Source organism: Gilliamella sp. B2772 (assembly GCF_026536985.1).
GTDB classification, from domain to species: domain Bacteria; phylum Pseudomonadota; class Gammaproteobacteria; order Enterobacterales; family Orbaceae; genus Gilliamella; species Gilliamella apicola_E.
Genome location: NZ_JAFNNB010000001.1, coordinates 915,236 through 934,599 on the forward strand (window position 1 = coordinate 915,236; position 19,364 = coordinate 934,599).

General features: G+C 34.1%; 21 protein-coding genes. 9 read left to right on the forward strand and 12 right to left on the reverse strand.

The genetic code is table 11. The annotated features are described in order from the left end of the window. Positions 1-51: 51 nt before the first annotated feature. Positions 52-663 carry a ribosome biogenesis GTP-binding protein YihA/YsxC gene (yihA, locus tag J3T98_RS04285; RefSeq protein ID WP_416380604.1) on the forward strand — a complete coding sequence of 204 codons (612 nt, stop codon included), beginning with the start codon at positions 52-54 and terminating at the stop codon, positions 661-663. A gap of 12 nt (positions 664-675) precedes the next feature. After that, positions 676-1,662 carry a serine/threonine protein kinase gene (locus J3T98_RS04290; protein WP_267362213.1) on the forward strand — a complete coding sequence of 329 codons (987 nt, stop codon included), beginning with the start codon at positions 676-678 and terminating at the stop codon, positions 1,660-1,662. Positions 1,663-1,751: 89 nt separating this feature from the next. Here J3T98_RS04290 and J3T98_RS04295 read toward each other — a convergent pair whose 3' ends face one another. The 10 genes from J3T98_RS04295 to J3T98_RS04340 form a co-directional block, all read right to left on the reverse strand. Continuing rightward, positions 1,752-2,048 (reverse strand): GIY-YIG nuclease family protein, encoded by a 297-nt coding sequence (locus J3T98_RS04295; protein WP_065562309.1) that lies wholly within the window; start codon positions 2,046-2,048, stop codon positions 1,752-1,754. An 83-nt stretch (positions 2,049-2,131) separates the two neighbouring features. Further along, complete coding sequence (locus tag J3T98_RS04300) at positions 2,132-2,767, reverse strand: histidine phosphatase family protein (protein ID WP_267362214.1); 636 nt, start codon at positions 2,765-2,767, stop codon at positions 2,132-2,134. A gap of 14 nt (positions 2,768-2,781) precedes the next feature. After that, positions 2,782-3,153 (reverse strand): hypothetical protein, encoded by a 372-nt coding sequence (locus J3T98_RS04305; protein WP_267362215.1) that lies wholly within the window; start codon positions 3,151-3,153, stop codon positions 2,782-2,784. Between the two features lie 82 nt (positions 3,154-3,235). Beyond that, entirely contained in the window at positions 3,236-4,270 is a 1,035-nt protein-coding gene (locus J3T98_RS04310) for a zinc-dependent dehydrogenase (RefSeq protein WP_267362216.1), read from the reverse strand. Beyond that, the gene (locus J3T98_RS04315) at positions 4,248-5,780 is read right to left on the reverse strand and encodes an FGGY-family carbohydrate kinase (RefSeq protein WP_267362217.1); all 1,533 of its coding nucleotides are present in this window, start codon (positions 5,778-5,780) and stop codon (positions 4,248-4,250) included. Before J3T98_RS04315 ends, J3T98_RS04310 begins: the two co-directional genes overlap by 23 nt. Before the next feature lie 200 nt (positions 5,781-5,980). Next, positions 5,981-7,327 (reverse strand): PTS galactitol transporter subunit IIC, encoded by a 1,347-nt coding sequence (locus J3T98_RS04320; protein ID WP_220217995.1) that lies wholly within the window; start codon positions 7,325-7,327, stop codon positions 5,981-5,983. A gap of 2 nt (positions 7,328-7,329) precedes the next feature. After that, positions 7,330-7,617, reverse strand: a complete 288-nt coding sequence (locus tag J3T98_RS04325; protein WP_220217996.1) for a PTS sugar transporter subunit IIB — start codon at positions 7,615-7,617, stop codon at positions 7,330-7,332. A gap of 11 nt (positions 7,618-7,628) precedes the next feature. Beyond that, positions 7,629-8,087, reverse strand: coding sequence for a PTS sugar transporter subunit IIA (locus tag J3T98_RS04330; RefSeq protein ID WP_267362218.1), 459 nt, complete (start codon positions 8,085-8,087; stop codon positions 7,629-7,631). 22 nt (positions 8,088-8,109) lie between these two features. Next, positions 8,110-8,958 carry a class II aldolase gene (locus tag J3T98_RS04335; protein WP_267362219.1) on the reverse strand — a complete coding sequence of 283 codons (849 nt, stop codon included), beginning with the start codon at positions 8,956-8,958 and terminating at the stop codon, positions 8,110-8,112. A gap of 9 nt (positions 8,959-8,967) precedes the next feature. Continuing rightward, entirely contained in the window at positions 8,968-9,702 is a 735-nt protein-coding gene (locus J3T98_RS04340; protein WP_267362220.1) for a GntR family transcriptional regulator, read from the reverse strand. 569 nt (positions 9,703-10,271) lie between these two features. Here J3T98_RS04340 and J3T98_RS04345 point away from each other — a divergent pair. The 7 genes from J3T98_RS04345 to J3T98_RS04375 all read left to right on the forward strand — a co-directional run bounded on the left by J3T98_RS04345 (position 10,272) and on the right by J3T98_RS04375 (position 17,657). Beyond that, the gene (locus tag J3T98_RS04345) at positions 10,272-10,934 is read left to right on the forward strand and encodes a lipopolysaccharide core heptose(II) kinase RfaY (RefSeq protein WP_267362221.1); all 663 of its coding nucleotides are present in this window, start codon (positions 10,272-10,274) and stop codon (positions 10,932-10,934) included. Between the two features lie 189 nt (positions 10,935-11,123). Beyond that, complete coding sequence (locus tag J3T98_RS04350) at positions 11,124-11,702, forward strand: hypothetical protein (protein ID WP_065562311.1); 579 nt, start codon at positions 11,124-11,126, stop codon at positions 11,700-11,702. Positions 11,703-11,743: 41 nt separating this feature from the next. Further along, entirely contained in the window at positions 11,744-12,244 is a 501-nt protein-coding gene (locus J3T98_RS04355; RefSeq protein WP_267362222.1) for a hypothetical protein, read from the forward strand. A gap of 443 nt (positions 12,245-12,687) precedes the next feature. Continuing rightward, complete coding sequence (locus J3T98_RS04360) at positions 12,688-13,983, forward strand: 2-hydroxycarboxylate transporter family protein (RefSeq protein ID WP_065562313.1); 1,296 nt, start codon at positions 12,688-12,690, stop codon at positions 13,981-13,983. Positions 13,984-14,096: 113 nt separating this feature from the next. Then, positions 14,097-15,257, forward strand: coding sequence for an NAD(P)-dependent malic enzyme (locus J3T98_RS04365; protein WP_065562314.1), 1,161 nt, complete (start codon positions 14,097-14,099; stop codon positions 15,255-15,257). A gap of 107 nt (positions 15,258-15,364) precedes the next feature. Further along, positions 15,365-16,981 (forward strand): DcuS/MalK family sensor histidine kinase, encoded by a 1,617-nt coding sequence (gene dcuS, locus J3T98_RS04370; protein WP_065562315.1) that lies wholly within the window; start codon positions 15,365-15,367, stop codon positions 16,979-16,981. Between the two features lie 4 nt (positions 16,982-16,985). After that, complete coding sequence (locus J3T98_RS04375) at positions 16,986-17,657, forward strand: response regulator (RefSeq protein ID WP_065562316.1); 672 nt, start codon at positions 16,986-16,988, stop codon at positions 17,655-17,657. A gap of 53 nt (positions 17,658-17,710) precedes the next feature. On the opposite strand, the gene yfbR is transcribed toward J3T98_RS04375, so the two are convergent. Next, entirely contained in the window at positions 17,711-18,304 is a 594-nt protein-coding gene (yfbR, locus tag J3T98_RS04380; protein ID WP_065562317.1) for a 5'-deoxynucleotidase, read from the reverse strand. A gap of 81 nt (positions 18,305-18,385) precedes the next feature. Further along, entirely contained in the window at positions 18,386-19,330 is a 945-nt protein-coding gene (gene lpxC / locus J3T98_RS04385; RefSeq protein ID WP_065734818.1) for a UDP-3-O-acyl-N-acetylglucosamine deacetylase, read from the reverse strand. Positions 19,331-19,364 lie beyond the last annotated feature (34 nt).

Consider the following 19,364-nt stretch of genomic DNA (forward strand, 5'->3'; position numbering starts at 1 on the left):
ACGGCATTTTAAGTGATTAAGTGCCGTTAATGCACTTAAAGGACATTTTTTATGACCGACATTCGACCATTAAACTATGCTAAAACGCATTTTATTTTAAGTGCCCCCGATATTTCACATTTACCAATTGATAGTGGCGTTGAAGTTGCCTTTGCCGGCAGATCTAATGCCGGTAAATCAAGTGCACTTAACACATTAACCAATCAAAAATCTTTAGCAAGAACTAGTAAAACACCGGGACGAACGCAACTTATTAACCTATTTGAAGTGGAAGAAAATTGTCGTTTAGTCGATTTACCGGGCTATGGTTATGCACAAGTTCCGGAAGCGATTAAACGCAAATGGCAAAAATCATTAGGCGAATATCTGCAAAAACGAGAAAGCTTAAAAGGCTTAATTGTATTAATGGATGTTCGGCATCCGCTTAAAGATCTCGACCAACAAATGATTGAATGGGCTGTATCAGTTGATATTCCTGTTATGCTACTGTTAACTAAAGCCGATAAACTCGCTTCAGGCGCATTAAAAAAACAGGTTAACATGGTTAAAGAAGCTATCTTACCTTTTCAAGGTGATATTACTGTTGCACCGTTTTCATCGCCAAAACGTATCGGCTTAGAGCCTTTGAAACAGAAATTAGACCAATGGTTCAGACAGCAATAAAGGAACGCTAAAATGGATAGTTCAGCCTTTTCATTTCAATCATTATCACCCGACGTTATTTTTGCTAGTTTGGCAACCATTGGTATTCGGGTTGATTCCGGGCTGACTGCTTTAAATAGTTATGAAAATCGTGTCTATCAATTTTCTGATGAGGATCGCATACGATATGTCGCCAAATACTATCGCCCCTATCGTTGGAATCAGGCACAAATTCTTGAAGAGCATCAATTTACTAAGCAACTATCAGAAGCTAATATTCCTGTCGCTGCACCATTAACCTTTAATGGTCAGACTTTGCATGAATATGAAGGCTACCTATTTGCTCTGTTCCCAAGTGTAGGAGGACGGCAATATGAAAGTGATAATATCGAGCAAATGGAATCGGTAGCCACTTTGCTGGGACGTATTCATCAAATTGGTGCAAAACAACCTTTTATTTATCGCCCCACAATTGGACTGGAAGAATATCTTTATCAGCCTAAAGAAGTTTTGTTAACCTCTAATTTGATCCCTAAGAAAATCCATGACGAACTCAAGACCAGTTTAACCCACTTAATACAGATTGTTGAGCAGCATTGGCATACCGATTGGCAACCAATTCGCCTTCATGCTGATTGCCATGCGGGTAATATATTATGGCGTGATAGTGCCATGTTTGTCGATTTTGATGATGCACGTAATGGACCAGCGATTCAAGATATTTGGATGTTACTCAATGGCGATCGAAAAGCACAACAATTGCAACTTGATAGCATTCTTGAATGCTATCAAGAGTTTTATGATTTTGATATGAACCAACTGAGTTTAATTGAACCACTTAGAGCAATGAGAATGGTGCACTACCTGGCTTGGATAGTTCAGCGTTGGCAAGACCGAGCTTTTCCAATCGCATTTCCTTGGATAATCGATGCTGATTTTTGGTATCAGCAATTAGCTGAATTTAATCGTCAAAGTCAAGCCATTAAAGCGCCACCGCTACAATTGATGTCAATGTTTTAAATTGAGCAGTATCAAGAATAAATTACGCCAAATAACCTCTATTGCAAATCAGGACAATAATATCATTCAATATTCTGCAATTGAGCAAATCATCGATTGATCAAAGTTAATAAATTCACTAAGTCGGGGGCGTTTGCCACCAGTTGCTCTTTTTTCTGTTTAGAAAGCTGTTTTATACGATACTCAAGTTTCAATGCGGTTGATCTGTCACCTACACTGATTTGATAAACAACGGTTAAATTATGATGCCCTTTAAGGTGTTTAGCTCCTTTACCATTTTGATGCTGGCGTAAACGCCTGGCGACATCAGTTGTGATACCGGTATATAAAGAGTGTTTAGCCGTTCTGATAATATACAAAATCCAAATAGCAGAATGATTACCCATAACCAAATTTAAAACGCAGATGTAATTTAGATGGATATAATACGCTGTTTAACCAATTTAATCAGTAAAGTCCCGTTCTATTATTAGAGATGATCGGTTTGATTAATCGATGTCAACGTAAAATAACCACACGAGTCAATATCATCTTGTTTATAATTAATAATGCTAATGCTGGTATTTGCTAAAATTTCTGTATTTTGTAAATGTTCTTGCCAATTTCCACCCGTAAGAACATAAATCAGTTGTCTTAACAATGAACCATGCGAAACAATTAAAATATTTCCATGATGATTTTCAGTTATGATATCGTCAATTGCCTGTATGGAACGCATAAATACACTTCTAAAATCTTCTCCTTGATTGTCAGCTATTGAATATTTTTGGGCATCAGTTTGTAAATAGATAAAGTTTGGGTCAGCATAATAATCGGGCACAAATTTACCCTCCCATTGACCAAAATCAATCTCTTTTAATCCTTTATGCAAATTTAAGGAAATATCTCGGTTATTAATAATAAGCTTTGCAGTATCAACAGCCCTCTTCTGTGGGCTTACATAAGCGTTAACAAAATTCACCTTGTCTACTGCTTTAGCAGTTAATTTTGCTTGATTAATACCATTTAAAGTGAGTTGAGAATCTGATGATCCTTGAAATAACTGTAATTGATTCCATTTTGTTTCACCATGGCGGACAAAATAAAGATTGATGTTTTTAAACATAAAGTTGTTACCTTTCAATTTTTTGAAGTAGAGAAATATTTTTTAAGGCTGATTGATTTGATGACATAACTAAATAGTGAAAAATAGATCAAAAAATAAATTATATTGTTACCTGTACCGATTTGCTGTGAAGATAAATAGATAATCTCTACTGTTGTGGTAATTAAACAAAGAAAAAAGTAAAAAGTGAGATAAATTGGCGTGTTCTGATTTTTTTTGATAATCAAATAAATCAACAGCGCAATACAGCACAGTATGACCAAGTAAAGCAGTGTTGAAAAAACATCTAATTGAAAATGAGCAAAATTCGAATATAAACCATAACTGATAGAATAAAAGTTAATCAATAACACAACTAAAATAAGAATAATCGATACTTTTTTCATCTGTTCTACCTTATTAATACTAAATTTTGCTCATCTCATCATTGCCAATGATTGTGCTGTTTTAAACAAAGTAATTGGCTTGTTATAGTTCAGTTTTTATGACAACTTTTAATACTGATTGTTTAGGATCAGTCGATAAGTCAATCGCTTCGCTTAATTTATCTAAAGGAAAAACGTGGGTTATCATTTCTTGAGTATTGAGCTTTTTCTTCTCAAGTAGATCTAACGCTTCCGGGAACTCATAAGGTGTCACCGAATAAGTGCCGATAATACTAATTTCATCCTTAAAGAAACGGCTGGCATCAATATTCACCATTTTATTTTTATCAAACCCGGAAAAGACAATGATTTTCCCCGCCCTTCTTACCAGATTAATTGCATCAGACACTAATGATGAAACCCCGGCAGCAATAACAACGACATCAACACCTTGCCCATGAGTGATTTTATTCACTTCTTCAAAAATATTTTTCTCTGCAATATTAATTGCATAATCACATCCTACTTTTAGTGCTGTTTGTAATTTAAATTCAGACATATCACTAATAATGACTTTATTTGCGCCTTTAATTTTGGCTAATTGCGCATGTAAGATGCCGATTGTTCCGGCGCCCATAATAAGTACACTATCATTAGGTCTAATATCTGCTTGCTTAAGACCATGCAAACAACAAGCAATAGGTTCAATTAAGGTAGCTTCTTCATCTGTAACACTATCGGAAACCTTATGGGTCAAATGCTTTAAATGTAATTCGGGAATACGAATAAATTGTGCAAAACCACCGGGATCGATATTATTTGTTCTAAATTGCTCACAAATTGTGTAATGTCCTTTATTACAATAGTGGCAAGTAAAACAAGGAACATGTATTGCGGTGATAACTCTATCGCCCAACTCAAAACGATCAACGTTTTGGCCTTTTTTAACAATCTCACCGACTACTTCATGTCCTAGCACGGTAGGCTTATTAACACTATCGCCCCTAATTTTTTGAATATCGGTACCACACAAACCACAGGCGAGCATTTTTATCAATACTTCATTATCAGAAATATCAGGAATCGGAAGATCCTCTGTTCTTAAATCGTTTTGTTTATAACATACTAACGCTTTCATCTTTATTGTCCTTTTTACTTTGAAATTCTAAACAGTTTTTTAAATCAAAAAATGGCTGGTAATAGTGTTTAAAAACGGAATTGTAATAGTGATTTATTTGCAAATTGGGGATATACCGAACCATATAGTTATCACTCTGCTTATCTGAATTTTTATCAATATAGTGATTTTGATATCCGGCTAACATGACTGCGCCTTTGCAAACCGCTTCTTTGATATTACACGATATGATTTCTCGACCAAGAATGTCGGCTTTTAACTGCAACCACAGTGGATTTTTTGCCGCCGCACCGATTACCTTTATTATGGGGTGATAGCTTGCGGTTAATTGCTCAATAGTGGTCAAGGTATTTTTTAATTCAAAACACAATCCTTGAAAAACAGCCAATAATATATTTGATAAAGTGCTGTTTTCATCAAACCCATACCAAAGCCCTTTGGCATCAATATTACGCTTAGGTGGTCCACTTCCCCGCAAATGCGGAATAAAGATTGATAGGTTTGCTTTGAGGTAAGGTAAATCGGTCAGTTTGCCAAGCAATGAATCGATTAATTGATTAAATTCATCATCACTCACCGAAAAAGATCGTTTAAACCACTCAATGCTATATCCCGCTGACGGAAGCGAAGCATAAAGCGTATATAAATCATCAATAACATATTGCCCATTTGATAGATGACTATCTAAAAAACCGTTGTCAAAATTGGCTTGATTACGTAATAACAGTAATCCTTCAGTGGTGCCGGTTGAGTTTAAAATTTCACCCGGTTTAAGTTCGGCTGCGATCGAACCACACATATGGTCATGACCACCAATTGAAACCATGATTGACTGACTACAATTGAGTTTTTGGGCCAATGCTGGTTTAAGTTTCGCAATATTTTTGCCGGATTGAACAAGATCGCAAAATAGATGATTAAGCGCAAAAGCTGACGCAATTTTTTGTGACCAACAATGATTTTTCAGATCATAAACCAGCGTTCTTGACGCAAGTGAAGGCTCTGCTCTTTTTACATCAGTCAATTTATAAGCAATATATTCGGCAACACATAACCATTTAACTTTATCAATATCCAAATCAATGTTTTTTCGAATCCATAAGATTTTAGTTAAACTATAGTTACTATGCACAGGAATACCGGTAATTGCATAAAGCTCATCATCGGTGAATTTTTGATTAATTTCTGCTACATTTTTCTTAGTTCTGGTGTCATACCAAGTGATTGCCGGGCCTACCACCTCACCTTTTTCATTAATCAGTACACCTGATTCACCTACGCTTGCAATAACGATATTTTTAACATTTTGCGCTTGAGAAGATGAACCAATAAGCGTAATGATAGCCTTTTCAAGCTGGTTATATAACGATGTAATATCAAAGTCCGATCCATATTCTGAAATCACTTTAGGGGTTTGAAAAGCAACGCTATCAACCAGTTTTAGTGAAGGCAATTCAAAAACACATAATTTACAATTTGTTGTCCCGATATCGATCCCAATCGAGTACATATTAACCTCCTTACTTACCCTTTCGCTCGATAGTTTTCAAGCAAATTGAGTGTACACCCACTATAAAATAACAAATTAATCATATGGTTAAATTTATTCATCTTGAAAAAAAGTGTAGCTGTCTCCATTCCGATAAGTTGCCTTATCAAATTCATTACCTTAATTAAAAGTGTTATTTATAGTGGGTATACGTTATTTTTTTAGGCCAGATCCCATGTTTTTTTAGTGTGGCGATACAATAAAAGACAAGTGATGAAAATTATTGGAATTAACGCTAAAGCGATATAATTTCCTTCAAATACTTTCACTGCCCAAAAACGGTAGGGATTACCACCATCTAATAAGCTTGAAAATTCACCGTCGGTTTTTACCGGGAAATTAATACTTTTTGCAATGTTGGTAATTATCGGCGCCACTGCTGAAGCAACATAAAGATTCACAATTAAGCAAGGTATGCCGATAATAAATGATCTCACAATATTGCCACGACAAGCCAATACCACCATGGAAATAGGTACCCAAATATTGGTTAAATCGCCAAGTGGTAATAACCTATTACCGGGTAATATGATTGATAAAATCAATCCAACGGGAATAAGTAAAAGTGCAGTAGAAAGCACCGATGGATGCCCAACAGCAACAGCAATATCTAAACCAATGTATAAATTTTTTCGGTTAGGAAATTTTTTATTTAAAAATTGCTTCACTGCATCGGATAATGGTAACAATCCTTCCATGAGTAATTTAACCATTCTTGGCATAATTAACATGACAGCACCAAGATTAATCGCTAAGTTTAAAATCCCTTTAACATCATAACCCGCCGCTATACCAATTGCGCCACCTATGACAAATCCAATCATCATCGGTTCGCCAAAGATACCAAATCTTTTTTGTATCGTTTGAGGATCGGCATGCAATTTTTGTAATCCCGGTATTTTATCTAAGATAAGATTACCTAACACACCAATAGGAAAGAAGATAACAGATGATAGTGTCGGAAGTGATATACCGGGTAACTCAAAATACTTTTGAATCATAGGCGCACACCAGTCAGCCAAAACAAAAGTTATCACGGCAGTAACCCCTGCTATAATCAATCCATAGACAAAGCTGCCAGTACTGCTATAAACCAGCGCACCAACAAAGGTAAAATGCCAGAAATTCCATAAATCAATATCGACAGTTTTAGTCCAATTAACGGTTAACATTACAATATTGATAATAATGGTCATTGGAATTACAAAAGGGGCAATCGGTGAAGCCCAAGCAATTGCTGCTAACGGTGGCCACCCAAGATCAATGACGGGTAAATCAATTCCGGCATGTTCAACTAAATCAGTTGTTGCACTGCCAAGACTGGTTCCTAATAAGTCAAAAATAACAAAGATACCAACAAAGCCCATTCCAATGGTTAATGATGAACGAATTGCCCGCCCTATTTTTACCCCTAAACACAGTGCCATTATAAAGATGACAACAGGTAACATAACGGTCGGCCCGAAGCCCAAAATATATTGGACAACTTCAAGTAACTTATCAGCCATAATCAATCTCCTTGCAAGATCCTAACGATTTCGGCTAAGACTTCTTCTTCACCTATAGTGGTAATTAAAGGTACGCCATTGATAATTGGTGTTTTCTCTAATTGATAAGACACTTTAGAAGTCACGATAATTAAATCAGCCATACCGTCTTGAGATTGTACAGTTGCGACATCAGACTGAATGTTTTCAACCTCAATACCATGCTCGGCACAATAATTTTTAACTTTCTCAGTTGCAATAGTTGAAGTTGCAATACCACTGGTACAGGCAAAAATGATTCTTTTTTTCATAATAAAGCTCCTTATTTCAAAATATCTTTTAAGATTTTTTTGATTTCAAATTTGTTATTACTTTCAACTATTTTTTGCAAAATCTGATCATTGCTGAACGATGATGCTAATTTCATTAAAAAAGTTAAGTGGGTATCGGATTGTTTTAACAGTAAACCAAATACGATATTGACGGAGAGGTCTTCATCAGTTTCGGCATTTTTAAAAATAATGCCTTGTTTACTGGTCACAACAAACATGCCATCTTTTTTTACAAACTCACTGTCAACATGAGGCATCGCAACATTAAGGTTTTTTAATTTAAATCCGGTTGGATGTTCATTTTCTCGTTCAATAACTTTTTGTAAGTATTGTTCTGTAACATAATGATTTGCTAATAATTCATGGCTAATGGCTTCAAACATTGCTTCACGGCTTTCAAAGCTTTTGTTTAAAAAAATAATATTGTCATCCAATTGTTCTAATTGCATATTTACCACCTATGACGTTAGTTTAACGATGAATGTTTAATAAATTCATAGATAGTATTTTGTTGTAAACAACTTGCTTCACATCGCCTTTTGCTTTTAGCAATACTTTAATAAGATTATATTCATTATTATTAGCGACATATTGTTTACCAATTGAACTAATATAAGCTCTACGCAAATCACCACCAATATTGAGTTTAACAACATTATATTGGCTGATTTTTTGCAAAGTTTGATCATCAATTCCTGAGCCACCATGGATGACCAATGATACGGGAGATATGTCGGATAGTTTGCCAAGTAAATCAAAGTCTATTTTAGGCTGTTGTTCAAAACCATGCACATTACCAACTGATACAGCCAAAGTTGCACAGCCAGTTCGTTTAACAAATTCTTGAACTTGATTAGGATCGGTTTTGCGATCGGCTTCATTAACTTCATCGTCCTCTTTACCGGTGATGGCGCCTAACTCTGCTTCTACCGGAATGTTGTATCCACCACAAAAATCGACCACTTTTTTTGTCAATTGAATATTTTCTTCAAAAGGTAAATGAGAGCCGTCAATCATAATTGAGGTAAAACCAGCTTCAACCGCTTGCTTAGCATCTTCAAAAGTTTTGCCATGATCCAAATGCAGACAAAATGGGGTCTTCATGGTACTAGCTCGATTACGAACCATATCGACAATATATTTATAACCCGATAACACGATGTTTGTCGGTGCAATCTGCACCATGCTTGGTATGTTGCTCTCTTCAATTGCATCTAATATGGCTAAAGTTGTTTCCAAATTTGTTGTATTAAATGCGCCAGCTAATGTTTTTTGTTTTTTAGCTTCACCTAATAAAGTATACCCATTGACTAATGCCATAACTAACTCCTACTTTCGTCTAAGTGTTGTCCCCAAGTAGTTTACGTTTGATTTTAGCCATACATTACCAAACTCGATTGGTAGACCATTATCAAGGTAAACTAATTGTTCTAAATGAAGAACGGGGGAGATATCACTAATATTTAATATATCTGCCCGTTCCTTACCTACCACTCGGGCTGAATAACGGCAGTCCGAATGATCTATTTTTTTATGGGTAATGCGTTCAATTTGGTTAAATAAACTATGTTTTGTAAAATCGACATGCTCTATTTCAGGACATAAAGCTAAATTGATTCGGTTTTCAATAAACATGATTTTTTCACCATTGACGCTTCTTACCCTTTCCATATAAAAGATATTTGCGTTAAGCGGAACTTGTAATTTTCCACTAATATATTCGTTTGCTTTTTCTACTCTTTTGGTGATAACCTCGGTGGTGAACTTGACGTGCTGCATTTCTAACGACTCGGCAAATGACTGTAGTCCATAACCTAATTGATAAGAGATGTTTTCAGCTTTTACATACGTTCCTTTACCTTGAATCTGTTCCAACACAGATTCCTTAATCAGTAACTCTACCGCTTTTCGAACTGTGCCTCGACTAACAGAAAGTAGGCTCATGATCTCGTTTTCCGACGGGATTCTGTCGCCCGCTTTTAAATCATTACGATAAATCTGATTTCTTATCCACTCTTTGACTTGTACATAAAGTGGTGTGCTAGAAAATTTATTGATACTCATTGGTTACCCCAAAATGTTGGTTAAGTTAAATATACATCCATAGACAACTATGGACAACTATGGACAACTAGTTTTTAAACAAAATGTGAGTTTAATCACATTTTCATATTTATCAATATAATTTAGAAAAAGGATTGCATTTAGTTTCAGCATTAATCAAAGATAATGAGATCCTAATTAAGGAATTGTTGAAGAAATTAAATTATTTTGCAAATAAAAAAATCGTGTTTTGATCCGCTTTTAACAATAAACTCATTTGTATTTAATCGCTAAGCTAAATTGCATAATTAGAGTAAAGATTGATTTAACTTTATTGACAATAAATACACTGAGACATAGCAAAAATGCTTTTGTAGTAAACGTTACTTGCCCGCCTTTTGCCAATTTTATGTAAAATAAACATCAGCTAACTAGTAACCAATATTTTTTCGCACGCATCACCTGTTAATATTGACTGTTTCATTTACTTTAAGCTTGATAGTGTTTAAGATAAACTCATTTTTTGATGTATCTTAGGACTTTAAAACTTGAATAACTTTGCAAACATTATTGAAATCGAGCGCGGCAATATGAAGTTCGCTTACGTACAAAATGATGAGATAAATTATTTGGAACTTTTTGACCAATTTTTGGCCGAAGAAGGACATCATGAGCTACTAGATCCAAGTGATAAAATTGAGAGATATACTTATCTAATTAATCACAATCAATCTAAATTTATTTTCAAAATAGATGGCGGTGTTGAGCATCGTTTAGAACGTCGACTTATTGCTAAAATAACTGGTGATTTTTATTTTAATCTAATTCGTAAGCTAGCTAAAATTTCGTTGGATAAATGCGATATCGCTTATGAACTCTATTTAGTTGCTTTTGATAAAACCTCCAATCGCCACTATATGATCTTTAATTTTTTAGAAGGACGCTCATTAACATGGGATGAAATGCGTGAATATGGAGAGCAAGTTAAAGCATGTATTGAAAAACTGCATAGTTATAATCTTGTTTCAAACGATGTTCACGGTGGTAACTTTATTTTAACTCCAGAGGGTAAAATCAAAGCAATCGACTTAACTAACTCCGGTTTTATTTGGTTAACTAAAGCCAATGATGCAATCGAATTACGTGAACGCTTTGGTATTAAAATTAATGTTCCTTTCATGGCTATGGCAATTAAAAAATTTACTCACGGATTTAAACGTTTATCGCGTAAAATTCGCGGTAAAGAAGATTAATAAATTAAATGAGAGAAAGACAAGCTTCTCTCATTTCATTGCAAATAAATATAATTAATTCAATATATTAAATCATACATTTTAATACTTTTCAGCTCTAAAAAATATTTAAATCCTTCTGTTCGAAATACTGGTAAATACTTTTATAACCGTTTAGAATAAAACTAATCATGCAAAGAAGGATGAGTTATGAGAAAGTTAATTGGTTTTACTGTTTTAGTTGCGTTGCTAACTGGTTGTTCTTCTCAGAAGATGTTGTCAATCTATCAAACAGAAGGTGTAGAAATTACTCAAAACACGTTTGGTGAGGATATCATAAATAAATACAGTACTTCACGACCTATCCTTCATTCTTCATTATCACTCTGTATTGCACAAGAACTTGATAATAGACCAGTAGTTTTGAACCGTGAAAACTATTTAAGTTCGGCATGGTGGCCATATTATAATATGCCTTCTCAACAAGCAATTACGATAAATGGTGGTGATACTATCAAATTAGTTGAAGGTAATAATGTTGTTGCTAACGCTGTTACCAATTATCAATCACAATCTAAATACTTTGTTAGTTATACATTAACCGCTACTCGCAATGCCAAAAATATCCGTTATCTATTTAGCAATATCAAACAAGCTCAACAATATACTGGTTCTATTGGCAATGAAGGGTTTGAAAATGTAAAAACCTTAGAAAGAGCCCACCCAGATTTAGTTATTGATGCACTCAATAAAGAGGTCGATAAAATTCAAGCTTGTTTATTACATTAATACTGCATCCTCAAAAAAATTACAGTTGAGGAACGGGGGTTTTGAATCTAAAATTGATACAAAATTCTTATCAAGACATTTTAAAAAGTAAAACTCATCATGAAAAAATTCTTTTTTTATTATTGCTTCCATTTTTTTGCTTTGCACAAAATGACATAAATGACTTTTGGAAAAATGATCTTTGGCAAATTAATAAAGTAGTAAATCATGAATTGGATTTATTTGAGTTATCCAATCCCCCCGCTGAAAGATTACATATAAGTTCGGATGGAACGAAATATATTTACGGTAACTCGCTAACTTTTAATACTAATGGTACTTTCTTATCAAAATACTCTGCCTGGTGTGGTAACGATTGTTTTACCCGTTCGGAAGGTACTTTTGAAAAAATTGATGAAACACATCTTCGATTACAAATCAATTTATTCCAGCGTTCTGGTGACTGTGAAGGCGTAGAAGATAAAACAGTTCGAGATTTAGGAACCTTTGAAATTAAACCAACTGAAAATGGCTATCAATTAGTTAAATTAAAGGATGAGTGAAGACTAGCTATAAAATAATAAACTAAGAAGCTAATAAGCAAGTAATATCCTTCTTTTCAGTATATTAATTAAACTAACTCCTTAATTTATTATTCCCTAAATTATTTGTTATCTATTAGATAAACAATACAAAAATTGTTGATTCATTGATGTATAAAAAAAAAGTTGAGGAGCGGTGTTTTTTAAGTCTAAAAATAGTCAAAATTTGACATCAATCCATTCTTTAATTAGATAACTGATAAAAGTCTTTCTAATAAATTAGTCATTACTAATTCTTCCATTTTAAAGGTGACTTTGTCATAAAAACCTATATAAATCAATCATAAAATTAATAAGATACTTACATTAGTTACAAAACTAGTTAGTTAACTTTCTTATTCTTCTGATTTCTTTCTGCATAACTATACTGCATATGTGCTATAAAAAAATAAAGAGGTTTAGTTATGAGTATGTTACAAGATATAAAAGAAAACAAAATGTATATAGGTTCACTTCCCCTCCCCATATTTTTAGTTTGTTCGATTATCGTTATTATTGCTGCACAATTAGATATGCTACCTAAAAGCCTTATTGGTGGTTTTGCTGTGATATTACCTTTAGGTTGGTTTTTAGGCACTGTCGGGCAGAATATTCCATTTTTCAAAAAATTTGGGGCGCCTGCCATTTTGTCACTTATTGTTCCTTCATTATTGGTTTACTACAACGTTTTTGATGAGAATACTTTATCAGCAACAAAGATGTTAATGAAAGACTCTAACTTTTTACTCTTTTATATCGCCAGTTTAGTGTGCGGTAGTATTCTTGGTATGCATCGAGTTATTTTAGTTCAAGGCTTTATTCGAATGATGATTCCGATGCTATTAGGTATGTGTTTAGCTGCGTTTGTTGGCGTCTGTGTCGCCGTAGCTTTTGGTGATGATTGGGAGCACGCCTTCTTTTATACAGTTTCACCAGTAATGGCAGGAGGAATTGGTGAAGGTGTTTTGCAACTTTCCAATGCCTACAGCAATATCCTTAATCAAGATTATAATGTTTTTGTTAGCGCATTAATTCCTGCAACTGTTGTAGGTAACTTTTTTGCAATCACTTTTACGGCGATTATGAGCCGAATTGGTGAAGTTAAACCTCACTTAAGTGGGCACGGTCAATTAGTAAAAATTGAATTTGATGGCTTAGCTGAAGCGTTAAAAGATGATAAGACACCTCTTGATGCTCGTGCAATGAGTGGCGCAGTTATGATTTTAGCTACGCTATTTATCTTCGGTATGATTTTAGAAAAAGTAACTCATTTCCCTGGTCCTGTTTTAATGATTATTGCTACCGCTGTAGTTAAATATTTTCGTTTATTACCAGCGAGTGTCGAACGAGGAAGCCAACAATGGTACAAATTTATCTCAGGCAACTTTACCTTTCCATTAATGGCAGGACTTGGGCTACTTTATATAGATTTAAATAGCGTAGTTAAAGTATTAACTATCCCATACTTTATTACCATTATCTCTATCGTCTTCACTGTTTCAATGACAGGATTTGTTTGTAGCTTCTTCTTAAAAATGTATCCAGTTGAGGCATCTATTATTTCATCTTGCCAAAGTGGAATGGGTGGAACTGGTGATGTAGCAATACTTTCAACAGCCAACAGAATGAACTTGATGCCTTTTGCTCAAGTTGCAACACGATTAGGGGGAGCTTTAATGGTGATATGCACCACGGCACTGATGCGTTATTTACATATGTAGTTTTATAAACATTAAAGAATGAATTAGAAGTTTTAAAAGCAGTTTGAGATAAATATTGGTTTGATCTCAAAAAATATTAAATATAGTTTTAAGTATTTAAAAAGGTAAGCATTATGACAACAGTACAAGAAAAAGCGTTAGCAATCAGTAAACAAATGCACGGTAAATTTGAAACCCACTCGAAAGTCCCTGTTAATTCAATGGCAGATCTTAGTGTTGCTTATACACCAGGAGTTGCGGCAGTTTGCACAGAAATTGCTAAAAATCCCGATTCAGTTTATGAATATACCAGTAAACGTAATTTAGTTGCGGTTATCACTGATGGTTCAGCTGTTTTAGGGTTAGGAAATATTGGGCCAGAAGCAGCAATTCCAGTAATGGAAGGCAAGGCAATTTTATTTAAACAATTTGCAGATGTTGATGCAATACCTTTATCAATTAATACTCAAGATCCAGATGAGTTAGTTAAACATATAGCAGCATTAGCGCCCTCATTTGGCGGTATCAATCTAGAAGATATTAGTGCACCAAGGTGTTTTGAGATTGAAAAACGATTACAAGAATTATTAGATATTCCTGTATTCCATGATGATCAACATGGTACAGCAATCGTTGTATTAGCAGCGCTTTATAATGCACTTAAAGTTGCAGGTAAGTCGATCGAATCGGCCAAGGTGGTGATTAACGGTGGCGGAGCAGCTGGTTTAGCAATTGCCGATATGTTATTAGCCGCTGGAGTAACCGATCTTAAAATTGTCGATAAGATTGGTATTTTATCCGAAGATGATCTTTCTTTACCACCTCACCATTTGGCCATGGCGAAGAGAACCAATAAGAACAAACAAAAAGGTACATTACAAGATGCGGTTAAAGGTGCTGATGTGTTTATTGGTGTTTCAGCCCCAGGAGTATTAAAAGCAGATTGGGTTAAAACGATGGCAGAAAAATCAATTATTTTTGCTATGGCAAATCCAACACCAGAAATATTCCCAGACGAAGCTAAAGCAGCTGGTGCTTATATTGTCGGTACTGGGCGTAGTGATTATCCGAATCAAATTAATAATGTTTTAGCATTCCCTGGCATATTTAGAGGCGCTTTAGATGCTAGAGCAAAAAATATTACATTGGCCATGCAGCTTGCAGCAGCAAAAGGATTAGCCAATATCATTACACCTGACAAACTATCAATTGATTGTATATTGCCAAATGCATTTGAACCTAATGTAGCCAAGGTGGTTGCTGAAAGTGTAAAAAATGCAGCAAATAATCTTTAATAGTCGATTAAATTAGCTAAAAACCTGCTAATACGAAATTTATTAGTAGGTTTTCCTCCCTAATAAGTTATGATAGTAAGTGATCGCTTTTTATACAGTAAATGAGAATGAGATATTTATTTAATAAATTACCACTCAAAGTTAAGTTAATAAGCCTGATTTGCTTAGTGTTTATACTTTCAGTTATTGCACAAAATATTTATATTGTTCATGTAGTGAATAACGAATATCTTATCAACTCTCGCCAACGAGTTGAGAATATCGCAAATATTATCTCTACATCACAAAGTATCATTGACGAAATACAAAATCCAACACCACAAAATATTGCTTCCATTCAAAAAACAACAGAACAATCCAGAGTATTAACACAAACTGATTTTATTGTGATATTTAATATGCAAGGCGTTCGATATTCGCATCCCGATGAAAATAAAATAGGTCAAACTATAGTCGGCGGAGATGAACAGCGCGCATTAAATGGTGAGTCCTATACTTCAATTGCGAAAGGCACTTTGGGAGATTCTGTTCGGGCATTTAAGCCAATTATGAATGATAAAGATCAACAAATTGGTGTAGTTTTAGTTGGTCAGACCTTGCAAAAAATTAATCATTTAGCATCAAGAACAAGTCAGCCGATTTGGCTATCCTTGTTTGCTTCATTATCGATAGCTATTCTTTTGGCCTATTTGTTATCTCGCAATATAAAGAAAATTTTATACGGCCTTGAGCCAGTTGAAATGGCACAGCTATTTGCTGAGCGAAATGCTATTATCCGAACGGTAAAAGAAGGCATTGTGGTTATCAATCGAGATGGATTAATTACACAGATCAATGATGAAGCAATTAGAATTTTGCGCATTAAAAAAGATAAAGAAAATATTATAAGCTTACCTATTGGTGACTTTATTCCAAATACTCGACTGCATGAAGTGATGATGAGTGGAAAAGCTGAATATGATTGTGAACAAAATATTAATGGGGTGGTGATACTAACCAATCGAACTCCATTATTTGTTAATGATATTTTAGTTGGAGCTATTGCTTCATTTAGAGATATGACAGAAGTACGTAGATTGGCAGAAAATTTAACAGGAGTTAATCGTTATGCCGATGCTTTACGTTCACAATCTCATGAGTTTAATAATAAATTACATGTTATTTATGGGTTAGCCTTTAATGACAATAAATCTGAATTAATTGATTATCTTGAAGAAATTATTGGCAATCAACAAGCGGAATCTAAACTTGTCAGTCAATATATTAAAGATCCAATTATTGCAGGATTTTTAAATAGTAAATTTAGCCGAGCACGTGAGCTAAATGTGACATTAACGTTTAATATTGATGGTATTTTGGCACCAATAACAGATACATCTGTGACACATGGTTTAGTTACAATACTTGGTAATTTAATTGATAATGGACTTGATGCAGTACAATTTTTAGATGATAAGCAGATAAAGGTGAGTTTAGTTATTGATAATTCTAATTTTCAGATTGAAATCAATGATAATGGTGAAGGTATTTCTGAAAATGATATTCAATATATTTTTCAAAAAGGCTATTCGACAAAGGGCGATAATCGTGGTTTTGGGCTTTATTTAGTGTTAGCTAGTATTGATGAGTTAGATGGGCAAATACAATTATGTGATTCTGATAATAAAAAAGGGACTTGCTTTAAGGTATTATTACCATTAGAAGAGATTTATAGGAAAAAATAATCATATGGTAGAAGTTTTAATTGTTGAAGATGATCCGATGGTAGCAGAGCTCAATAAAAAATATTTGCAAATGCTTCCTGGTTTTAATTTAGTGGCAACTGTTACTAATGGAGAACAAGCGCTACATTTTATCCATGATAATCATATTGATCTATTGTTGCTTGACGTTTTTATGCCAAAACTAAATGGTCTTGATCTGTTAAAATATATTCGAATTAGTTACCCTAAAATAGATATTATTATGGTAACCGCCGCATGTAATACCAATGATATCCAAACCGCATTACGTTTAGGAGTCATTGATTATATTGTTAAACCCTTCACTTTTGAGAGATTTCGTACGGCTTTGATTTCATATCAAGAACGGATTCGCCTATTATCATCTTCCGAAATACTAAACCAGAATCAATTAGATGATCGAATTTTCACTAAAAACTTTAATACTACAAATAGATTACCAAAGGGAATCGACTCACAAACTTTACAATCTGTTCGAGATGTTATTGTTAACTATCAACAAGATTTCTCTATGAGCGATATTATCGAATTAATTCCTTTATCTAGGATATCGGTTAAGAAATATCTTGATTATTTAGAAGAGTTAGGAGAAATAGAAAGCCATTTGACCTATTTACCAATTGGCCGTCCAGTAAAACGTTATATTTATCAAAAATAGTTTATTTAGTTTGTTATTAATTGTGCTGTAAATGATTACTAAGTTAACTAAAACTATTCATCCATTGTAATTTCATCTAATGATAAGCTGAAACTTGGGACAAATACATCTAAAAAATAATCCATTTCTGGAGTATTACGATCTGATAATGTTTTTTTTAATCGTTGTTCTGCTAACCTAAACTCATTATTACCCGCACTAAGCTCTTCAATTGTTTTAAGATATGCACACAAAGCATCTGCTTGTTTTACAATGCTTTTTTCATCTTCATCATAATAATCGTCATCAATTAGTGTTTTAAAGTCATCTTGTAACTCTTTTGGCAACATATTAATGAGTTTATTTTGAGCTATTTTTTCAATCTTTTTGTATTCAGATGTGATCTGTGGGTTGTAATATTTAGTCGGTGTTGGTAAATCACCCGTTAATACTTCTGATGCATCATGATACATAGCCAGTAATGCTATGCGTTCAGGGTTAACATTACCATTAAATCGTTTGTTTTTAATTATCGCTAAAGCATGTGCAACAAAAGCAACTTGAAGGCTATGTTCTGATACATTTTCAGTTCTCACGTTACGCATTAAAGGCCAACGATTAATTAGTTTTAAACGCGATAAATGAGCAAAAAAATGGCTGTTATTCATTATGATTATCTCATTGATTCTAAAATAAAAAACGCCTCCAAATCGGAAGCGTTAGTAAATTTATAATACGATTTTAATGACTTATGCTAAAACAAGCTGTCTTGTACCTAAAGCAACAGGAACATTTTGTTCTTCATCAAAGGTGACATATTCCCAAGCATCTTGTTTAGCTAATAACGCTTGCAATAGTTGGTTATTTAAAGCGTGACCTGATTTATAACACACTACTTCACCAATCATATTATGGCCACTCATGTATAAGTCACCAATGGTATCTAGCATTTTATGACGTACAAATTCATCTTCAAAACGAAGACCATCTTCATTAAGAACTTTATAATCGTCAACAACAATTGCACAATCTAAGCTACCGCCTAAACATAATCCTTTAGATTGTAATGCTTCAATATCTCGCATAAATCCAAACGTTCTTGCACGACTGATTTGACGAATAAAAGACTCTGAAGAAAAATCCAATTGGTAACGTTGTGAACTGTTATCAATAGCTGGATGACGAAAATCAATAGTGAAATCTAATCGAAAACCACTATATGGTCTTACTTCTGCCCATTTATCACCATTTTCGACACGAACAGTTTCTTTAACTCGTATGAATTTTTTCAGTGCATTTTGCTCAGTAATTCCAGCATCTAATAATAAGTAAACGAATGGGCTTGCACTTCCGTCCATAATTGGAATTTCGGGCGCATTTACTTCAATAATAATATTATCTATACCGAGCCCAGCTAATGCAGAATTGATATGTTCAACAGTTGAAATACGAACATTATCTTCATTAACCAAACAGGTACAAAGCATTGTATCACGCACAGATTTTGCATCCACAGGAAAATCAACATACGGATTTAAATCTGTACGGCGATAAATAACACCTGTGTTCTCTGGCGCAGGACGTAAAGTCAAAGTAACTTTTTTGCCAGTATGTAAACCGACACCAGTTGCTTGAATTGTCTTTTTTAAGGTTCTTTGTTTCACTTCGCACCTACTCTTTTTATTCGCTTCCATTATCCATTAGACAATAAGAAATCAAATAAGTTCA

Bases quoted from the DNA above. Each gene is read 5' to 3' on its own strand.
- J3T98_RS04335 (WP_267362219.1), bottom strand. From the start codon at position 8,958: ATGGCATTAGTCAATGGGTATACTTTATTAGGTGAAGCTAAAAAACAA.
- J3T98_RS04290 (WP_267362213.1), top strand. From the start codon at position 676: ATGGATAGTTCAGCCTTTTCATTTCAATCATTATCACCCGACGTTATT.
- J3T98_RS04300 (WP_267362214.1), bottom strand. From the start codon at position 2,767: ATGTTTAAAAACATCAATCTTTATTTTGTCCGCCATGGTGAAACAAAA.
- J3T98_RS04375 (WP_065562316.1), top strand. From the start codon at position 16,986: ATGGTAGAAGTTTTAATTGTTGAAGATGATCCGATGGTAGCAGAGCTC.
- J3T98_RS04305 (WP_267362215.1), bottom strand. From the start codon at position 3,153: ATGAAAAAAGTATCGATTATTCTTATTTTAGTTGTGTTATTGATTAAC.
- J3T98_RS04350 (WP_065562311.1), top strand. From the start codon at position 11,124: ATGAGAAAGTTAATTGGTTTTACTGTTTTAGTTGCGTTGCTAACTGGT.
- J3T98_RS04330 (WP_267362218.1), bottom strand. From the start codon at position 8,087: ATGCAATTAGAACAATTGGATGACAATATTATTTTTTTAAACAAAAGC.
- J3T98_RS04315 (WP_267362217.1), bottom strand. From the start codon at position 5,780: ATGTACTCGATTGGGATCGATATCGGGACAACAAATTGTAAATTATGT.
- lpxC (WP_065734818.1), bottom strand. From the start codon at position 19,330: ATGGAAGCGAATAAAAAGAGTAGGTGCGAAGTGAAACAAAGAACCTTA.
- J3T98_RS04365 (WP_065562314.1), top strand. From the start codon at position 14,097: ATGACAACAGTACAAGAAAAAGCGTTAGCAATCAGTAAACAAATGCAC.
- J3T98_RS04310 (WP_267362216.1), bottom strand. From the start codon at position 4,270: ATGAAAGCGTTAGTATGTTATAAACAAAACGATTTAAGAACAGAGGAT.
- yihA (WP_416380604.1), top strand. From the start codon at position 52: ATGACCGACATTCGACCATTAAACTATGCTAAAACGCATTTTATTTTA.
- J3T98_RS04325 (WP_220217996.1), bottom strand. From the start codon at position 7,617: ATGAAAAAAAGAATCATTTTTGCCTGTACCAGTGGTATTGCAACTTCA.
- J3T98_RS04295 (WP_065562309.1), bottom strand. From the start codon at position 2,048: ATGGGTAATCATTCTGCTATTTGGATTTTGTATATTATCAGAACGGCT.
- J3T98_RS04340 (WP_267362220.1), bottom strand. From the start codon at position 9,702: ATGAGTATCAATAAATTTTCTAGCACACCACTTTATGTACAAGTCAAA.
- J3T98_RS04345 (WP_267362221.1), top strand. From the start codon at position 10,272: ATGAAGTTCGCTTACGTACAAAATGATGAGATAAATTATTTGGAACTT.
- J3T98_RS04320 (WP_220217995.1), bottom strand. From the start codon at position 7,327: ATGGCTGATAAGTTACTTGAAGTTGTCCAATATATTTTGGGCTTCGGG.
- dcuS (WP_065562315.1), top strand. From the start codon at position 15,365: ATGAGATATTTATTTAATAAATTACCACTCAAAGTTAAGTTAATAAGC.
- J3T98_RS04360 (WP_065562313.1), top strand. From the start codon at position 12,688: ATGAGTATGTTACAAGATATAAAAGAAAACAAAATGTATATAGGTTCA.
- yfbR (WP_065562317.1), bottom strand. From the start codon at position 18,304: ATGAATAACAGCCATTTTTTTGCTCATTTATCGCGTTTAAAACTAATT.